The 16021-nt window shown below is 60.8% G+C and carries 15 protein-coding genes; 10 read left to right on the forward strand and 5 right to left on the reverse strand.

Features of this window, described 5'->3' with window-relative positions:
- Positions 1-13 precede the first annotated feature (13 nt).
- Together L810_RS11835 and L810_RS11840 are read right to left on the reverse strand one after the other, a co-directional pair.
- Entirely contained in the window at positions 14-640 is a 627-nt protein-coding gene (locus tag L810_RS11835; protein WP_021158599.1) for a DUF2239 family protein, read from the reverse strand.
- 123 nt (positions 641-763) lie between these two features.
- Positions 764-1501 carry a glutathione S-transferase family protein gene (locus L810_RS11840; protein ID WP_021158600.1) on the reverse strand — a complete coding sequence of 246 codons (738 nt, stop codon included), beginning with the start codon at positions 1499-1501 and terminating at the stop codon, positions 764-766.
- A 38-nt stretch (positions 1502-1539) separates the two neighbouring features.
- Between L810_RS11840 and L810_RS11845 the strand changes: the two genes are divergently transcribed.
- From L810_RS11845 to L810_RS47040, 5 genes are all read left to right on the forward strand, one after another.
- On the forward strand, positions 1540-2514 hold the full coding sequence (locus tag L810_RS11845) for a LysR substrate-binding domain-containing protein (RefSeq protein ID WP_021158601.1): 975 nt from the start codon (positions 1540-1542) through the stop codon (positions 2512-2514).
- Positions 2515-2750: 236 nt separating this feature from the next.
- The gene (locus L810_RS11850) at positions 2751-4091 is read left to right on the forward strand and encodes an MFS transporter (protein WP_021158602.1); all 1341 of its coding nucleotides are present in this window, start codon (positions 2751-2753) and stop codon (positions 4089-4091) included.
- Between the two features lie 62 nt (positions 4092-4153).
- A complete protein-coding gene (locus L810_RS11855; protein ID WP_021158603.1) occupies positions 4154-5551 on the forward strand; it encodes an enolase C-terminal domain-like protein in 1398 nt (465 codons plus the stop codon).
- 124 nt (positions 5552-5675) lie between these two features.
- Entirely contained in the window at positions 5676-5987 is a 312-nt protein-coding gene (locus tag L810_RS11860; protein ID WP_021158604.1) for a hypothetical protein, read from the forward strand.
- 1223 nt (positions 5988-7210) lie between these two features.
- The gene (locus L810_RS47040) at positions 7211-8074 is read left to right on the forward strand and encodes a hypothetical protein (RefSeq protein WP_155836165.1); all 864 of its coding nucleotides are present in this window, start codon (positions 7211-7213) and stop codon (positions 8072-8074) included.
- A gap of 625 nt (positions 8075-8699) precedes the next feature.
- On the opposite strand, the gene L810_RS11870 is transcribed toward L810_RS47040, so the two are convergent.
- Positions 8700-9053, reverse strand: coding sequence for a hypothetical protein (locus tag L810_RS11870; protein WP_042974146.1), 354 nt, complete (start codon positions 9051-9053; stop codon positions 8700-8702).
- Positions 9054-9226: 173 nt separating this feature from the next.
- On the opposite strand from L810_RS11870, the gene L810_RS11875 reads away from it, so the two are divergent.
- The 3 genes from L810_RS11875 to L810_RS11885 are packed head-to-tail and all read left to right on the forward strand — an operon-like array spanning position 9227 to position 12535.
- Entirely contained in the window at positions 9227-10741 is a 1515-nt protein-coding gene (locus tag L810_RS11875; protein WP_021158605.1) for a recombinase family protein, read from the forward strand.
- On the forward strand, positions 10719-11639 hold the full coding sequence (locus tag L810_RS11880; RefSeq protein WP_042974160.1) for a ParB/RepB/Spo0J family partition protein: 921 nt from the start codon (positions 10719-10721) through the stop codon (positions 11637-11639). The genes L810_RS11875 and L810_RS11880 overlap by 23 nt, the downstream gene beginning before the upstream one ends.
- Positions 11636-12535, forward strand: coding sequence for a plasmid partitioning protein RepB C-terminal domain-containing protein (locus L810_RS11885; protein ID WP_021158607.1), 900 nt, complete (start codon positions 11636-11638; stop codon positions 12533-12535). The genes L810_RS11880 and L810_RS11885 overlap by 4 nt, the downstream gene beginning before the upstream one ends.
- Before the next feature lie 576 nt (positions 12536-13111).
- On the opposite strand, the gene L810_RS11890 is transcribed toward L810_RS11885, so the two are convergent.
- Both L810_RS11890 and L810_RS11895 read right to left on the reverse strand, forming a co-directional pair.
- On the reverse strand, positions 13112-13318 hold the full coding sequence (locus L810_RS11890) for a hypothetical protein (protein WP_042974147.1): 207 nt from the start codon (positions 13316-13318) through the stop codon (positions 13112-13114).
- 563 nt (positions 13319-13881) lie between these two features.
- Positions 13882-14175, reverse strand: a complete 294-nt coding sequence (locus L810_RS11895) for a hypothetical protein (RefSeq protein WP_021158609.1) — start codon at positions 14173-14175, stop codon at positions 13882-13884.
- Positions 14176-14572: 397 nt separating this feature from the next.
- Between L810_RS11895 and L810_RS11900 the strand changes: the two genes are divergently transcribed.
- The gene (locus L810_RS11900) at positions 14573-14998 is read left to right on the forward strand and encodes a hypothetical protein (protein WP_042974150.1); all 426 of its coding nucleotides are present in this window, start codon (positions 14573-14575) and stop codon (positions 14996-14998) included.
- A 318-nt stretch (positions 14999-15316) separates the two neighbouring features.
- Positions 15317-15898 (forward strand): recombinase family protein, encoded by a 582-nt coding sequence (locus tag L810_RS11905; RefSeq protein WP_021158611.1) that lies wholly within the window; start codon positions 15317-15319, stop codon positions 15896-15898.
- Positions 15899-16021: the final 123 nt, after the last annotated feature.

Consider the following 16021-nt stretch of genomic DNA (forward strand, 5'->3'; position numbering starts at 1 on the left):
TCGGAAGCTCCTTTCAGCAGTCGTCGGTGGACGGCGGCAGATCGCCGCGCGCCAGTGCGAGCGCATGGTCGCGCACGTCGTCCGGCCAGCCGGCGATCAGCCCGGCGAGCCGCGCCAGGTCGTTCGCATACAGCGCGCGCGCGGCCTCCTCGAAACCGGGCAGGTCGCCCGCCATCGCCGACATGAAGTGGTAGGCGCGCGCCTGCGCGTCGCGCAGACGATCGGCCGCCGCATGCGTACGCCGCGCGTCCTCGACGAGTTTGCGCAATGCGACGGACGCGCCGCCCGGCTGCGCGGCAAGCCATTCCCAGTGACGCGGCAGCAGCGTGACCTCGCGCGACACGACACCGAGCTTCGGCCGGCCGCGGCCGCGCGGTTCGCCCGCGCCGGCCGGCTCGCCGACCGTTGCGGATACGTCGTCGCCCGACGGCGGCGCGAAGCGCGCGCGGATCTCGTCCGGCGTGCCGCGCAGGTCGAGGTCGATCGAGCGGCCGGTCGTGTCGTCGAAGATCAGGATCGTGCCGGCGCTCGCGTCGCCGGCCTGCCGGGCCGCGAGCGCGACCGACACGAGCGGGCCCGTCGCGAGCCGCCGGTGGCCGTCGAACACCGTGTACGAAGGAAGAAGCGTGGAGGTTGTCATCGTGGTCGCCCGCAGGCAGGAATCGGAATGGCGCTATTTTCATCCGGGTATAAATTGAATGTCAATATCATCCGGGTAAAAATATCGCCAGCATCCCGCCGGGCGGGCGACCGCGTGGCGCGGTCAGTTCTTCAGTGCCAATGCCGGCGTCGCCGTGCCGCGCACGCTCGCGAGCACGTCGTCGAGCGACACATGGCCGCCGAACGCCGACGAAGCCGGCAGCGGCAGGCCTTCCTCGACTGCGTGCGCGAATTGCACGCCGGCATCGTCAGCAAGCCGCGCCCGCAGCGCGGCGATGCGCGGGAACGCATCGCGCTCGAACACCGCGTGATAGTCGGCCCAGCGGGCGATCCCCGCGAAATACGCATCGGCCAGCGTGCGGCGCGCGCCGAGCAGCCACGGCCCGCCGCCGCGCTCGAGCAGCGATTCGAGATGGCGGTGCGCCTTCAGCACCTTGCCTCGGCCGTAGGCTTGCAGCGCCGCTTTCCCGGCACCCTGGGTGCCGTGCTCATAGACGTACCAGAGCGCACCGAATGCGCTGAAGAACGTCGTGTTCAGCCACGCCAGCATCCGGTTCAGCTGGTCGAAATCCGCGCCGCCCTGGCGAAACGCGAGGCCACTGTCGAGCGCCTGCGCACCGACATGGCCCAGGATCGCGATGCTTTCGGTCAGCACGTCGCCGTGCGCGGTCACGAACGCCGGCGTCTCGGCCGCGGCGTTCAGCGCGAGGAACGCGTCGCTCGTCACGAGGCCCGGCATCGTGATGCGCGACAGCCGGTACGGGAGGCCGACCCATTCGAGCGCGACGATCGAGCCGAACGAACAGCCGGCGGGAATACCGTAGAGAAGGATCGGAGACATGGGGATTTCGCAGAAGTTGAATGAGCGATCATGCTCCCATGACGAACGATGATGCAGTAGCCGCTAAAATCGAAACCCGTCGTTTCTTATTGTGGACGCTGACAGTGAATCTGAACGATCTCTACCTCTTCGTGCAGGCGGTCGACGCGGGCAGCATGTCGGCGGCCGCGCGCCGGCTCGACCTGCCGAAATCGACGGTCAGCAAGCGCGTGGCCGAGCTCGAGCGCACGCTCGGCGCGCGGCTCGTGCACCGCACGTCGCGCAGCTTCCGGCTGACGCCGGTCGGAGCCGAATTCTTCGAGCATGCGCGCGCGTCGGTGATCGAGGCCGAAAGCGCGCGCGACGCGGTACTGCGGCAGGCCGCCGAACCGGCCGGCATCGTGCGGATCACGAGCTCGGTGCCGGTGGCGCAGCACATCCTCGCACCCTGCCTGCCGGCGCTGGCCGTCGCGCACCCGAAGCTGCTGCTGCAGATTCATGCGAGCGACCGCCTCGTCGACATCGCGCAGGAAGGCTTCGACATCGCCGTGCGCAGCCATTTCGCCCCGCTCCCCGATTCCGCGCTCGTGCAACGGCCGCTCGCGACGGCGCCGATCATCGCCGTCGCGTCTCCGGCCTATCTCGCCCGTGCCGGCACACCGGCCACACCGGCCGGGCTCGCGCAGCACGACGGGCTTCATCCGGATCAGCAACCGTGGCGGCTCGAGCGCGGTGACGAGACCGTCGAAGTCGCGCCCCGCATCCGGCTGCAGGCCGACGAATCGACACTGTTGCTGCAAGCCGCCACGGCCGGCCTCGGCATCGCGTGCCTGCCCGACTGGATCGCCGGCGCCGCGCTCGCGTCGGGCGCGCTCGCGCGCGTGCTGCCCGGCTGGCGGGCCGGCACCGTCACCACCACGCTGCTAATGCCGCATCGGCGCGGCCAGTTGCCCGGCGTACGCGCCGCCGTCGAGTTTCTTGCGGAACATGTCGCGGCCCATCACGGGCTTGACCCGGACGACGCACGCGTGTGAACGAGTGTTGCCGTGCCCCGCGCGTCGCGGCCGATCGATTCAAAAGCTGAATCGATCAAGTCAGTAATTGGCATGAAAGCGCAAATATCGACATGACAGAATGATCCGGACGCCCCGCTCGGGCCCGCACGGGCCTCGGCGTCCGGCCTCCGGCCGGCAGCACCGTCACCCAGAAACGCGCGCTTTCGACGCGCCAGCCGCACGACGGCACCTTCCGCCCTTCGGAGGAGACAGTCATGAATCCGCTTCACGCGCTGCCGGCGTCCGCGTCGGCAACGGCCCGGCGCACCCGCGTGCGCTGGCTGGTGCTGGCCGTCCTGTTCGCGGTCACGACGATCAACTACGCTGATCGCGCCGCGATCGCGATAGCGGGCCCGAGCCTCGCCCGCGCACTGCACCTGAGCCACGTGCAGATCGGCTTCATCTTCTCCGCATTCGGCTGGTCGTACGTGGTCGCGCAACTGCCGGGCGGCTGGCTGCTGGACCGCTATGGATCGCGCATCGTCTATGCGTTCAGCATCTTCTTCTGGTCGCTGTTCACGCTGCTGCAGGGCGCGATCGGCTTTTTCGGCGGCGCGGCCGCGTTCGCGCTGCTGTTCGGGCTGCGCTTCCTGGTCGGCGCGGCCGAAGCGCCTTCCTTCCCGGCCAACAGCCGGATCGTGTCCGCGTGGTTCCCGGCCGCCGAACGCGGCACCGCATCGGCGATCTTCAATGCCGCGCAGTACGCGGCGACCGTCGTGTTCGCGCCGCTGATGGGCTGGCTCGTGCACGCGTTCGGCTGGCAGTCGGTGTTCGCGGTGATGGGCGTGCTCGGCTTCGCGTTCGTCCTGGTGTGGAACCGCACGATGTACGACCCGAAGGACCACCCGGCCATCAACCGCGCGGAACTCGACTACCTCGCCGAAGGCGGTGCGCTCGTCAACATCGACCAGGCGACGGGCGGCCGCGACGGCGGCCCGTCGATGCGCCACGTCAAGGCGCTGCTGGGAAACCGGATGCTGATCGGCGTGTACGTCGCGCAGTACTGCATCAACGCGCTCACCTATTTCTTCATCACGTGGTTTCCCGTCTATCTCGTGCAGGCGCGCGGGATGTCGATCCTCAACGCGGGGCTCGTCGCGTCGATCCCGGCCGTGTGCGGGTTCCTCGGCGGGATTCTCGGCGGCATCGTGTCCGATGCGCTGCTCAGGCAGGGCCGCTCGTTGTCGGTCGCGCGCAAGGTGCCGATCGTGTTCGGCATGCTGCTGTCGATGTCGATGATCGTCTGCAACTACACCGATTCACACGTGCTCGTCGTGCTGTTCATGGCGCTGTCGTTCTTCGGCAAGGGACTCGGCGCGCTCGGCTGGGCCGTCAACGCCGACACCGCGCCGCGCCAGATCGCGGGATTGAGCGGCGCGCTGCTCAACACGTGCGGCAACCTCTCCAGCATCACGACGCCGATCGCGATCGGCTACATCGTCGACCGCAGCGGCTCGTTCAACGGCGCGCTCGTCTATGTGGTCGCGCACGCGCTCGTCGCGGTGATCTGCTACGTGTTCGTCGTCGGCGAGATTCGCCGCGTCGAGCTTCGATGAACGGCGCGGGCCGCGCCGGCTCAGCCGGCGGCCCGTGCACCACCGGAACCAGGAGCGAACCGATGTCCGAATCCCGCCATGCCGGCACCCCGCGCGTCACGCGCATGCGGGTGATTCCCGTTGCCGGCCGCGACAGCATGCTGCTCAACCTGTGCGGCGCGCACGCGCCGTATTTCACGCGCAACCTCGTGATCCTCGACGACAGCAGCGGGCACACGGGCGTCGGCGAAGTGCCGGGCGGCGAAGGCATCCGTCATGCGCTCGAGCGCATGACGGATCTCGTGGTCGGCCAGTCGATCGGACGCTATCAGGCCACCCTCAACGCAGTGCGCGCGGCGCTGTCCGGCACGGGCCCGGGTGCGGGCCGCACGATCCGGCACGAAGTGACGTCGGCGGGCGAGGCGGCGGTACTGCGCCAGCCGCACGAAATCAACCTGCGGCTCGACAACGTGATCACCGCGATCGAGGCGGCGCTACTCGACCTGCTCGGGCAGTTTCTCGACGTGCCCGTCGCCGCGCTGCTCGGCGAAGGCCAGCAGCGCGACGCGGTGCCGATGCTCGCCTACCTGTTCTACCTCGGCGACCGACGGCGCACCGATTTGCCATATCGCGACGAAACGCACGCGTCGGACGCGTGGTTCCGGCTGCGCAACGAGGAAGCACTCACGCCGGCCGCGATCGCGCGGCAGGCGGAGGCCGCCGTCGAGCGCTACGGTTTCGCCGATTTCAAGCTGAAGGGCGGCGTGATGGCCGGCGCCGACGAGATGGAAACGATCGCCGCGATCAAGGCGCGCTTTCCCGACGCACGCGCGACGCTCGACCCGAACGGCGCGTGGTCGCTCGACGAGGCCGTCGCGCTGTGCCGCGGGCAAGGCCACCTGCTTGCGTATGCGGAGGATCCGTGCGGGCCGGAAGGCGGGTATTCGGGCCGCGAGGTGATGGCCGAATTCCGCCGTGCGACGGGGATTCCGACCGCGACCAACATGATCGCGACCGACTGGCGGCAGATGGATCACGCGGTGCGGCTGCAGGCGGTCGACATCCCGCTCGCCGATCCGCATTTCTGGACGATGCAGGGCTCGGTGCGGCTCGCGCAGCTGTGCCGCGACTGGGGGCTCACGTGGGGCTCGCATTCGAACAACCACTTCGACGTGTCGCTCGCGATGTTCACGCATGCGGCGGCGGCCGCGCCAGGCACGATCACCGCGATCGACACGCACTGGATCTGGCAGGAAGGCGACGCGCGGCTCACGCGCGAGCCGCTCGCGATCGTCGGCGGCAAGGTGGCCGTGCCGGAGCGGCCGGGGCTCGGGATCGAGCTCGACATGGCGCAGGTCGAGGCCGCGCATGCGTTGTACAACGCGGTCGGCGGGACGGCGCGCGACGACGCGGTCGCGATGCGGTATCTCGTGCCGGGGTGGACTTACGATCCGAAGCGGCCGAGTTTCGGGCGGGGGTGAGCCTGATGGTGGGCGGTGGGCGGTGGTTGCCAAACACCGGAAACGCCCGCATCCTGCCGGCTGTCTGAGCCCGCCCGCTTGGCGGACGGTTCGGGCCCCTCCCACTCAGCATGAAGCGCCCAGCATGACGTCTCCCGACCCGACACCGCGGCAGATCATCGTCTTCGTGCTGTATTCGGTGCTGTGCCTGCCCGCGAGCATGACCGTCGCTGGTTTTGCCGCGACCCGGATCACGCAGAACGTATCGAATTTCGAAGGCGGTGCAGGCTACGCCGCGCTCTGGTGGATCATCGTTCTGACCTGCGTGTTCTACGGACTGTCGATCGCCCTCTTCGCGCTGCTGCGAAAGAGGATCGCGATCGTTGCGGCCATTACGGTAGGGTTCGCCGTGCTGTCGGTGCCGGCGTTCAGATTTATCTACGAGCTGGCGACCTAGGCGCGGCGAGTTTGCGCCTCACGTCGAAAGCGGCGCACCCGACGGTGCCGCCCACGCCCACCGTCGCAGCGGAACCCAAAAACAAAAGGCCCGATCTTGCGATCGGGCCTTTCGGATTCCGTTGGTGGAGCGGAGGAGGATCGAATAATTGGCTTCAAGCTATACAGATGCTCGATCTACGAGCCAACAATACGCCTAGTTGCCCCCAAAATTGCCCCCCAGATTCTTCGCCGACATGCCGATGCTTTGTGTGCACCCTCTCGGCTCACGATTTCAAAAGTACAGCCTCCACGCTTCTGCACGAGCAAGGATATCGTCCGGATGTTATCGAGCTGCAACCAGCTCACGCGGAACGACATGATGTGAGGGCGAGCCATAAACGCAAGTACATGGCCGAGCGCACGCCCATGATGCAACAGTGGGCCGACTACCTAGATGGTCTGAAATCGGTGCAATGATAGTAGTCCCGATCAAGACAGCAACTTGACGCCCTCGCATCGCCTCGGATATAGTTGTTGCACCGTGCCAATGGACTGGACGGAGCAAGGTAATACAGGCTCCTGAACGGATCGCCCGCAATGGGCGAGACAAGCACTCCGGCGGACGGTATTCCCTCAGAAACTGACCTCGCCGAAGCAAGTTAATCGGCGGGATGCGCCTGTGCGCCTCGCCTCCGTTGAGGATCGCACATGTCAGCCACGTACATCCCAAAGACCGAGAACGCAGCAGTATCTCCCAAAAAATCGAACGCTGGCCACACGAGAGCCAAAGCCCCAGGCATTCCGCTGGACCAACCGGGCCGTTTGCGCGTCGCAAATGTAATCGCCCTGCTCGGCATTTCGCACTCGACGCTGTACGCGGGAATCCAATCAGGACGTTACCCCCAACCGGACGGATATGACGGACGTATGCCGTACTGGAAAAACGAAACTATTCTCGCCTTGTTGCAGAGCTAGGTAGATCGAAAGGATGCGTCCGCTCCATCGGAAATCGGAACAGGTAGTCGACTTGCATCTAGGACACCGAAGAAAAATTGCATGCCCTGTCCATGTGCAAGTTTACGTTTATTTTCGGTCATTCATCCCCAGGATTAACCATAGATATCTTGTGGAATGTTGATTTTTCGGCAATCAGTTGCAAGACCGGTGACCGTCAAGTAGCGACGCCTTGGACAATCCATCTCCAATGCATTGCATGCATTCAGCAACTTCCGTGGGGCCTCTATGGAGAGTAAGTCGGCGGCTAAGGCCGCTTGCGCAGCAGCGAGCGCCAGCTCGCCAGCGGATTGCGAAATTTTTGAACCGGCAGTCAAGGCATCAGCATTTGTTCTAACGAAGCTCGGTGACGACAGTTATCGCAAAAAATATGAAGATCTCTTAGCAAATATTAGGGAACTACGAAAGACTCGCCTCCATGAAATATATTCAGCCGAATACAACTCATTCAGGGGGTGCAAAGCACGCTCGAAAGAACGCCATCAAAAATTCGATACGAAGCTGAAGGATTTCCGAGATTTCCTTGCTCATTTGGGCCCGCGTCCGTCCGAGGAATGGAGTGTTGATAGAATCAACACTTACAAAGGCTACGTCGTCGGGAATGTGCGATGGGCGACGAAGCGCGAGCAAACAAAAAATAGGAAGGTCACAAAATTTCATAGCGTCGACGGAAAACAGGTCACTACCGCAGTCCTCGCCGACATGATTGGCATTCCGTATTCGACTTTGTACAAACGACTTCGACGAGGATGGACGTTGAATCGCATTCTTCAGGATCGCAAAAGTGAACTGACACTTAAAAATTGGAAATTTCCTCCTGAGGTCGCTGATCTGTTGGAACCTAAATATCAGGCGCGCACCGCATATGGCCAACAAAGAATCCATTGGTTTATCAATTATCTCGAAAAAATCATTACCTCCACTTGTTCGGAGACGGAGTTTGAAAGCATGTCCCCATTGATTGATATGCTCAACAACGCTAGATCTGATCTATCAGAGTTACTCAAAAAAGAACGTGAGAGAGCGAAGTCAGAGATTGAAGAGCTTCTTACCAGGTGTGCGCCACCCAAAGTCGATGGATTTTCATATTAATCGTGCCATTTAATCGCTTATCTCAAGCAGATTACTTGACCAGCCGATGCGAGACATTGCCTCAATCTGACGCCATTCGACAAATTTCAGCTTGCTTGCCATCCATCACGTGGCTGCGCTGCGTGGACGACTTTGAGTCCATTTACGCGATCAGGCTGGCGGTGTCATCGGAATCGGCGTATTACCCGGCGTGGTGCGAGTGGCTTGCAAAGAATCATCTGGATCAAGCGACAGAGTAGTTGTGATGGAGTTAGCGACGAGCACGCCCAATTTTGCAATCGAGTGCAGACACCGTCAGATGATTGCTCGCCAAGCGAAATGCTGCGCCCGGATCACTATCGGTGTTCCCTGATGCGCAGGGTCGACAGAGATCGACCCAACTAAGCCGTTCTGAGCGAGGTTACGGCATGCCTCATCTAGTCCAATACGGGGCGCTCGTCAACTGACCCCGAGCATTTGTCCGGGAATTCCTCGACACGTCGGGTCAACAAGCCACTGCTTTATCCGCGACTGTAAGAGCCAAGCGTCATCGGTGTCTGGTCGCACATAGTCTGCGCCCCTGGCGTCGACGCCCATCCAGTGACGCCCATTCCGGATCAACTTCGATCGACTCTGTGGCAGGCGCCTAAGTCCTTTGGTCGGTTAGCATTGCAATTGCCTCAAACAGTAACCGAACCACCGCTTCTATATCGGCGGGCTGCTGCATCCCTTGACCGGCGAGAAATATGATGGTCGAGCGGATCGATGCAAAATTTTGTGCCAGCAGGATCAGGTGCACACCATTCGGCCCACGCACACCCGCAAGCCAGTTCTGAACCGTGCGTTCGCTCGCGTGTGTCATACGCGCGAGCGTCTTCACAGCATGCCGGGATGTTCCGATCTCGCGTTTCAGCGCCACTTCAATCGCTACTGCATATTCACGGGCGGTGAGTCCCCGACCCGATTCGCTCGGCAAATTCTTGCGTGTTTCTCGCAACATCTTTCAGACCTCCGAAAGTATATTGGTTCAGACCGCAATGTGATTAGCGACCAAATATCGGAAGTTTAAAAGCAGCAACTTTCCGTGGAGTGGGGGATACGGTGATTCGGCGGGGACGGAAAAATCGCGCCGTAGATGGCGACGGCCGGGAACGTGCCGCTGCCTATGTGCGTATGTCTACCGAACACCAGCAGTATTCGACGGAAAACCAGCAGGATGTGATCCTCGCGTTCGCGGCCGCGCGCGATCTTGAAATCGTCAAGATTTACGCCGACGAAGGAAAGAGCGGGCTGCGGCTCGAAGGCCGTGACCAGCTGAAATCATTGTTGCGTGACGTGGAGTCAGGGCAAGCGGACTATTCCGTTATTCTTGTATACGACGTGAGCCGCTGGGGCCGATTTCAGGACCCTGACGAAAGTGCCAGCTACGAAATTCGCTGTAAGCAGGCCGGCGTGCGCGTGCTGTACTGCGCAGAGCAATTCGAGAACGACGGTAGCGCCGTCTCCAGCATCATCAAAAATGTGAAGCGTACGATGGCTGGCGAATACAGCCGCGAGCTGAGCGTCAAGGTACATGCTGGTCAGATGCGACTTATCGAGCTTGGTGTTCGGCAAGGTGGCCCGGCCGGCTATGGTCTGCGCCGCATGCTGATCGACCACACCGGTGCGCGTAAAGCGGAACTGAAACCCGGCGAGCACAAGTCAATCCAAACCGACCGCGTGATCCTCGTGCCCGGCCCGGTGGACGAAATCGACACCGTACGCTGGATATACAAAGCATTCGTGGAAGACGGGCTGACCGAATCGGAAATTGCGACCCTGCTCAACCGCCAGGGCAAACTCACGGATCGCGGAACCGCTTGGACGCGTGGCACGGTTCACCAGATTCTGATCAACGACAAATACGTCGGCGACAACGTCTGGAATCGCACATCCTTCAAGCTCAAGGAAGAGCGGGTCAGAAATCCGCCAGCAGCTTGGGCACGAGCAGTAGACGCTTTCGATGCTATCGTTGACCGGCTGATTTTCAACGCTGCACGCCAGATCATCCTCGCACGCTCATACCGGCTCACTGACGAAGAGATGCTGACCGCGTTGCGCCGTGTACTGCTGCGACACGGCTACCTGTCCGGTATTGTGATTGACGAGACGACGGACTGCCCTTCGAGCAGCGCGTTCGCCGGCCGTTTCGGCAGCCTGATTCGCACATACACCTTAATTGGCTATACCCCGGATCGGGACTACCGTTATCTCGAAATCAACAGACGTCTGCGCGAACTGCATCCGGGAATCGTTTCGGATGCAATGAACGCCATGACAGCAGCTGGGGCACGGGTAGAACGGAACTCGACAACCGATCTGCTGCGGGTCAACGGTGAATTCACGGTTTCGCTCGCCCTGTGTCGATGTCGCACGACCAATGCTGGCACCAATCGCTGGCTCGTCCGTTTCGACACCGCGCTTAAGCCCGACATCACGATCGCCGTGCGTATGGAACCCGACGCGCAGTCGATCCGGGACTACTACCTGCTTCCAGCCATCGACTTGTGGTCAGAACAGCTGCGCCTCGGAGACTACAACGAACAGGGCTTCGATGCTTACCGCTATGACGACCTGTCAATGCTCGTCTATCTCGGCCGCCGAGTACCGCTACATGGAGGCAGTCATGAATGGCAACCAAGAGCATGAGCCTGTGCGGCTTTCGTCGTCGGAGAAGATATTGCTGATTCCGGCTGACCGGCTACGCGTGCTTAATCCGCGCACACGCAATCCCCTGTTTTTTTCGCAACTGGTGGAGAACATCGCCGTGGTCGGGTTGAAGCGGCCGATCAGCGTGGCGCTTGGCGGGAGAGACAAGGAGGGCGACTGGTACGAGGTTCTATGCGGGCAGGGACGCCTTGAAGCCCTGAAGCACTTGGGCGAAACCATGATTCCATGCTGTATTTTCGATGCGCCGGAAGTTGATCGGTTCCTAATTTCACTGACTGAAAACATTGCGCGCCGCCGGCATACGACCGAAGAACTGCTGAGCGGCATCCAGGTACTCCGCTCCAGGGGGTATAGCTCGGAGCAGATTGCCCGAAAAGTCAATCTCGACCCCGATTACATCAGCAGCATCCTGCACCTGCTCAACAACGGCGAACAGCGCCTCGTGCGTGCGGTCGAGAAACAGGTTGTACCGATCTGGCTCGCCGTCGAAATCTCACGCGCATCGAGCGAAGACGTCCAGAAAGCCCTACTAGAGGCCTACGAACAGGGCACGCTCAAGGGTGAACAACTGCTGCGCGTGCGCAAACTGATTAGCAAGCGCGAGGCACTCGGGAAAGCGTACTACCCGAAACCCAGCTCCGGCCGTGATGACAAGCCCACGCCGCAAAAGCTACTGCGCATCTACAAAACCGAAGTGCGGCGGCAGCAACTCAATATCCAGAAGGCGCGTATCCAGGAAGAACGCCTGTTGCTTATTACGTCTGCCATCCGACATTTCCTGTCCGACGAACACTTCCGCACCCTACTACGTGCCGAACAGATCAGCGATATCCCCGAAGTCATTGCACGTCGCATTCCAACGGAGCTGCTGCCATGAGCGCAATCAGACACGGGTTCGAACCGACCATAATCGACGTGCCGCTCGACCACATCCACCCGCTGGCCCCCGTCCGGGCGAAGGTGCTGGAAACGCCGAAGTTTCGAACGATCCTCAGTTCAATCCGCGAACTCGGTGTAATCGAGCCACTGGCTGTCCATCCTTCACGAGATGGAGAAGGCCACTACGATCTGCTAGATGGCCGACTGCGACTCGAAGCACTGAAGCAGCTCGGCCACGCTAAGGCGCGCTGCATGGTTTCGCTCGACGATGAAGGATTCACGTTCAACCGACAAATTACCCGCATCGCGTCGGTCCAAGAACACCGCATGATCCGCGCAGCACTTGCCAAGGGCGCTTCGGAAGAACGCATTGCTCAAGTTCTCGACATCGACGTGAAGCGAGTTCGCGAGAAAGCGCACCTGCTCGACGGCATCGCACCGGAGGCGGCGCGGCTCCTGAAGGACCGACAGGTAATTCCCTCCGTATTTGGGGTGATACGAAAGATGAAGCCGTTTCGTCAGATCGAAGCGGCCGAAATGATGATCGCCGCAAACAAGTTCACGAAGCCGTATGCGGAAATGATTCTCGTGACCACACGCTCCGATGCCTTAACGGACAAGGCCAGGCCGAAGAAGCGAGAAGAAATCTCGCCCGAGGATATTTCCCGCATGCAAGCCGAGATGGAGCGCCTGCAACAAGACAGCACGACCGTGGAAGACACCATCGGCGACACCATGCTATCGCTTGTCGTAGCAAAGGGCTTCATCTCTCGCTTGCTACGTAACGAAAATGTCCACGGTCATCTAAAGCGCTACCACGGAGATCTACTGTCGAGTGTGGTGACGACAATTGACGCGATTGCTGCGGATAATCGGGCGTCCGAGCGAGAGTAAATCACGCAGCGAGGAGAACTTCGCGCTTTCAAATTTCGGGGAGGGGGACTTTCTTTGCTGGCTCACGGGCTCCATCCATTCTCTGAAAAATTGGCACGCCCCCAATCCGGAGCGGCTCACTGTTGGGACGACATAAAGGCACAAAACGGTCAGGTAGCAGCCATTCGCTGCGCGGAAACGAAGGGCCGAAACCGCCGCTCTCCGCCTCTCGCATGCTCGATTAGGTGGGTCAGCCTGGGCGCTCCAGAAGGCACAGAGCACGCCGACTTCTGCAATTGGTTGCAACGTCTTTATAACTTCGCGCCTGCACTGTCGAAGTCTACTGTGAAAAGCACCGAAACGTTCACCGCATCACGGGGCAACGATGCATACCGACAACCATGCAGAAGGCGAAGCAAGGTTACGGACAGTCAGACCCTCAGGATTTGTCTTTCGATCCTGCAGTGTGCGCGTTTTGAAATCCTGAAAAGGAGCTACGAGGAACGCAGCAAGCAAACGCGAGGACGACTGGTCGGGGCTGGTGACCAGAGCGCCGATGAACGCTAATTTGATCAACATCGCCAACGCCGAGCTACATTATTGCGCCTCGATGTCCGCGATGGCCCTTGCAACGCTTGCACTCGATTGCAAGGGCTTTTTGACGCTCGACGCACCGACGGTCAAATGATCCGAAAAAATTGGGTACGTGGTCACCAGTTTGGCGTCTCTAGCATCGGGCGAGAATCCAACGTCGAAGGCTACGAGGGCTAGGACAGGCAACACGTCAAAGGTCGCTTCCAGCATTTAGCAATCCTAAGGATTGCGATCCGAGCGGGCGACGACAGAAAGGCGCGGACGGTCTTTTCCGGCAAGACCCTTGGGGACGATGAACGTACCGTCGAATGGCAGCTGGATTTCTGCAATTGATAGCATGAACGTTGTTAGTGATTGGTTCACCCACCGTCAATGTCCAGGCTTAAAATTTTTGCGTATGAAACTGAGAGAACAATGAGAACTTCAGACTGCGCAGGTGGAACCGACAAGCAAGGACCGGATTCCATAGAACAGGGACATACATCGATCGATCCCGCAATCGAGGCATTCGCGATGCTTTGGCGGGCTGCGTCGGCGCGCGCTGGTAATGCAGATAAGTCGAGAGTCCCTCGTGCACTCAATTGCACGAAGTTAATTTCGTGCAAGGCACACGACTCCCCAAACACGTCGTGACCAAGCAGTATGTACGCGTCGCCACACCAAAATCATTCGGCAGGCCACACATTTGTCCGATGTCTCGACGGACACGGAGCAGCCGCGCGACGATCTTCCTGTAAGCGCGTTGAATCCGCCCTTACTCAAGACAGCAACCATCAGCTGAGGTCGCAGGCCTTGCGGTAGTAACCGTCGCCGAAGGTCACACCGGAACTGGTGTACACGAACCGGCGTGTCTCGCGGTAGCCGTGTTCAAAGGTGCCAGTGGCGATGCCACAGGTCGCGCCATCGCGGCCCTGCCTGAGTTCCGAGAACTTCACGTCGTCCGGGTAGGCCGAGTACAACCGCACCGCGTCACGCGCGCCCGCCGGGCGCCAGTCGTCTTGCTGTGCCGCCGCCTGCTGGCTGGCGTCCGGCCCGACGTGCAGCCCGGTCAGCCCTTCGAATACCATCAATAGCGCAACAGCTACGCAGAGCCCTCCCGCCAACTTCGCAGGCATCACCCAAAACTTGTGGGGCGGCGGTAGTGCGGCCAGCGGATGCGGCTTCGGCTTGGAATGTCTTCTTATCCTCATAGCGATCTCCGTCCTGGATCAGCGCAAAGTTGGCGATGCCTGGGTCGACGACGCCCGAACTTCCGCATTGCCCTGCAATCGATTGCACGACAATGAATTCACTGGACGCAGAGCCCTCGACTGCTCAACACGCGACAAAGGCAATAGTTCGCCCTCGTAGCCAACAACCCAAGGCGCTGTTATTCGCTCGGGTCAACTCATTTTAGAACCAATCGGTTTAAGCCAACAACCCATCGGTTTCCAGAGCAAGTCCGGCGTGCCCGAGACTTGCGGCATGCCCGATTCAGACGAGAAAAAAGAGTTTGCGGCCCGCCTTAAGCAGGCCCTGAAACGCAGTCCGAAGCGCATCGAGACTGCGTCGGAGTTGGCTATCCAGTTCAATCTTCGCCATCCGGCTGAGCCGATCACACCTCAAGCCGCACAGAAGTGGCTGACAGCAGCTGCTCGCCCGACCGTCGACAAGATCAAAACGCTTGCCGCATGGCTGGATGTTTCCGAGCAGTGGCTTCGGTTCGGCGTCACGGATATGAAGCGCCCACCGAAATCGTCGCAGCAGGTGAAAGCGGAAAAAGCAATCACGCCAACGCCAGAAGAGCTTGAACTGATCGGTCGCTTACGGGGCCTGTCCGCCTATCAACGACACCTTGTCGAAGGCGTGATCGAGCAATTCAGCTTGGATCGAGAAGTCTGGAAGGACTGATTTTCGTCCGAAGAACGAGAACATGGGGGGCACGCGGGCGTTGCAGCGAACCGCATCGATGCACTTGATTGCCGCCAACTCACAGCTCCCAAATGTAACGCTGTGGCGAGCACGCGGTTATTCCCCTTTTGCCGGCCCAGCGTTTGCCCTCATGTCCGAATACGACCGGTTACGCACTCATCGGCGCTCCCGTTTACCAACGAGTTCAAAAACTAAGCGTTGAATTTTCGTACACGAGTACTAAAATCAAAGTAGGTTTTAGTACCTCTACGCCGCCGCAGCGGTCTTGCAATCAATTGCCCCTCCAAGAGGGTGACCATGAGTCGACTTTTCGCCTACTGCCGCGTCAGCACGATCGACCAACACCCCGAAAACCAGATAGCGGAGATCAAGGCAGCAGGCTTCGAAGTGACATCCAAGCGCACGATCACCGAACACATCAGTGGCAGCGTGCCCGCGAGCGACCGGTCGGGTTTCCAGAAGCTGTTGGACCGCGTCGAGGAAGGCGATGTATTGGTCGTCACCAAGCTAGATCGACTCGGCCGCAGCGCTATCGACGTACAGCAAACCGTACATAGGCTCGCCGAAATGGGCGTGCGTGTGCATTGCCTTGCCCTGGGCGGCGCCGATCTAACGTCAAGCGCCGGGAAGATGACAATGGGCGTCCTGACGGCCGTTGCGCAGTTCGAACGCGATTTGCTCATCGAGCGCACGCAAGCGGGCTTGCAGCGCGTGAAAACCGAAGGCCGCAAGCTAGGCCGCCCATCGGCACTATCGGATGAGCAACAGCAGGAAGTACGGCAACGCCTCGCTCAGGGCGCGACCGTTTATGCACTTGCAAAAGAGTATGGCGTGGCACGGCAGGTGATTATGCGCGTTCGTGACCGGGCGACAGTATGAGCTTGCAATCAATTGCAGTCGGCGCTGCGCGCCAATGTGAGTCACGTTCCAGGTCGCAACACTTTTATATTCGGGGGAGGCCAAGCGCGATATTCGCCCTGACGCAGAACCATGATCGGCGGC

The sequence above is a fragment of the Burkholderia sp. AU4i genome (genome assembly GCF_000466765.1).
Lineage (GTDB): Bacteria > Pseudomonadota > Gammaproteobacteria > Burkholderiales > Burkholderiaceae > Burkholderia > Burkholderia cepacia.

Coding starts and splice junctions, on each gene's coding strand:
- L810_RS11900 (WP_042974150.1), top strand. CDS start 14,573: ATGCCCGATTCAGACGAGAAAAAAGAGTTTGCGGCCCGCCTTAAGCAG.
- L810_RS11875 (WP_021158605.1), top strand. CDS start 9,227: ATGTCTACCGAACACCAGCAGTATTCGACGGAAAACCAGCAGGATGTG.
- L810_RS47040 (WP_155836165.1), top strand. CDS start 7,211: ATGGAGAGTAAGTCGGCGGCTAAGGCCGCTTGCGCAGCAGCGAGCGCC.
- L810_RS11845 (WP_021158601.1), top strand. CDS start 1,540: ATGACGAACGATGATGCAGTAGCCGCTAAAATCGAAACCCGTCGTTTC.
- L810_RS11905 (WP_021158611.1), top strand. CDS start 15,317: ATGAGTCGACTTTTCGCCTACTGCCGCGTCAGCACGATCGACCAACAC.
- L810_RS11835 (WP_021158599.1), bottom strand. CDS start 640: ATGACAACCTCCACGCTTCTTCCTTCGTACACGGTGTTCGACGGCCAC.
- L810_RS11850 (WP_021158602.1), top strand. CDS start 2,751: ATGAATCCGCTTCACGCGCTGCCGGCGTCCGCGTCGGCAACGGCCCGG.
- L810_RS11860 (WP_021158604.1), top strand. CDS start 5,676: ATGACGTCTCCCGACCCGACACCGCGGCAGATCATCGTCTTCGTGCTG.
- L810_RS11880 (WP_042974160.1), top strand. CDS start 10,719: ATGAATGGCAACCAAGAGCATGAGCCTGTGCGGCTTTCGTCGTCGGAG.
- L810_RS11895 (WP_021158609.1), bottom strand. CDS start 14,175: ATGGTATTCGAAGGGCTGACCGGGCTGCACGTCGGGCCGGACGCCAGC.
- L810_RS11855 (WP_021158603.1), top strand. CDS start 4,154: ATGTCCGAATCCCGCCATGCCGGCACCCCGCGCGTCACGCGCATGCGG.
- L810_RS11840 (WP_021158600.1), bottom strand. CDS start 1,501: ATGTCTCCGATCCTTCTCTACGGTATTCCCGCCGGCTGTTCGTTCGGC.
- L810_RS11870 (WP_042974146.1), bottom strand. CDS start 9,053: ATGTTGCGAGAAACACGCAAGAATTTGCCGAGCGAATCGGGTCGGGGA.
- L810_RS11890 (WP_042974147.1), bottom strand. CDS start 13,318: ATGCTGGAAGCGACCTTTGACGTGTTGCCTGTCCTAGCCCTCGTAGCC.
- L810_RS11885 (WP_021158607.1), top strand. CDS start 11,636: ATGAGCGCAATCAGACACGGGTTCGAACCGACCATAATCGACGTGCCG.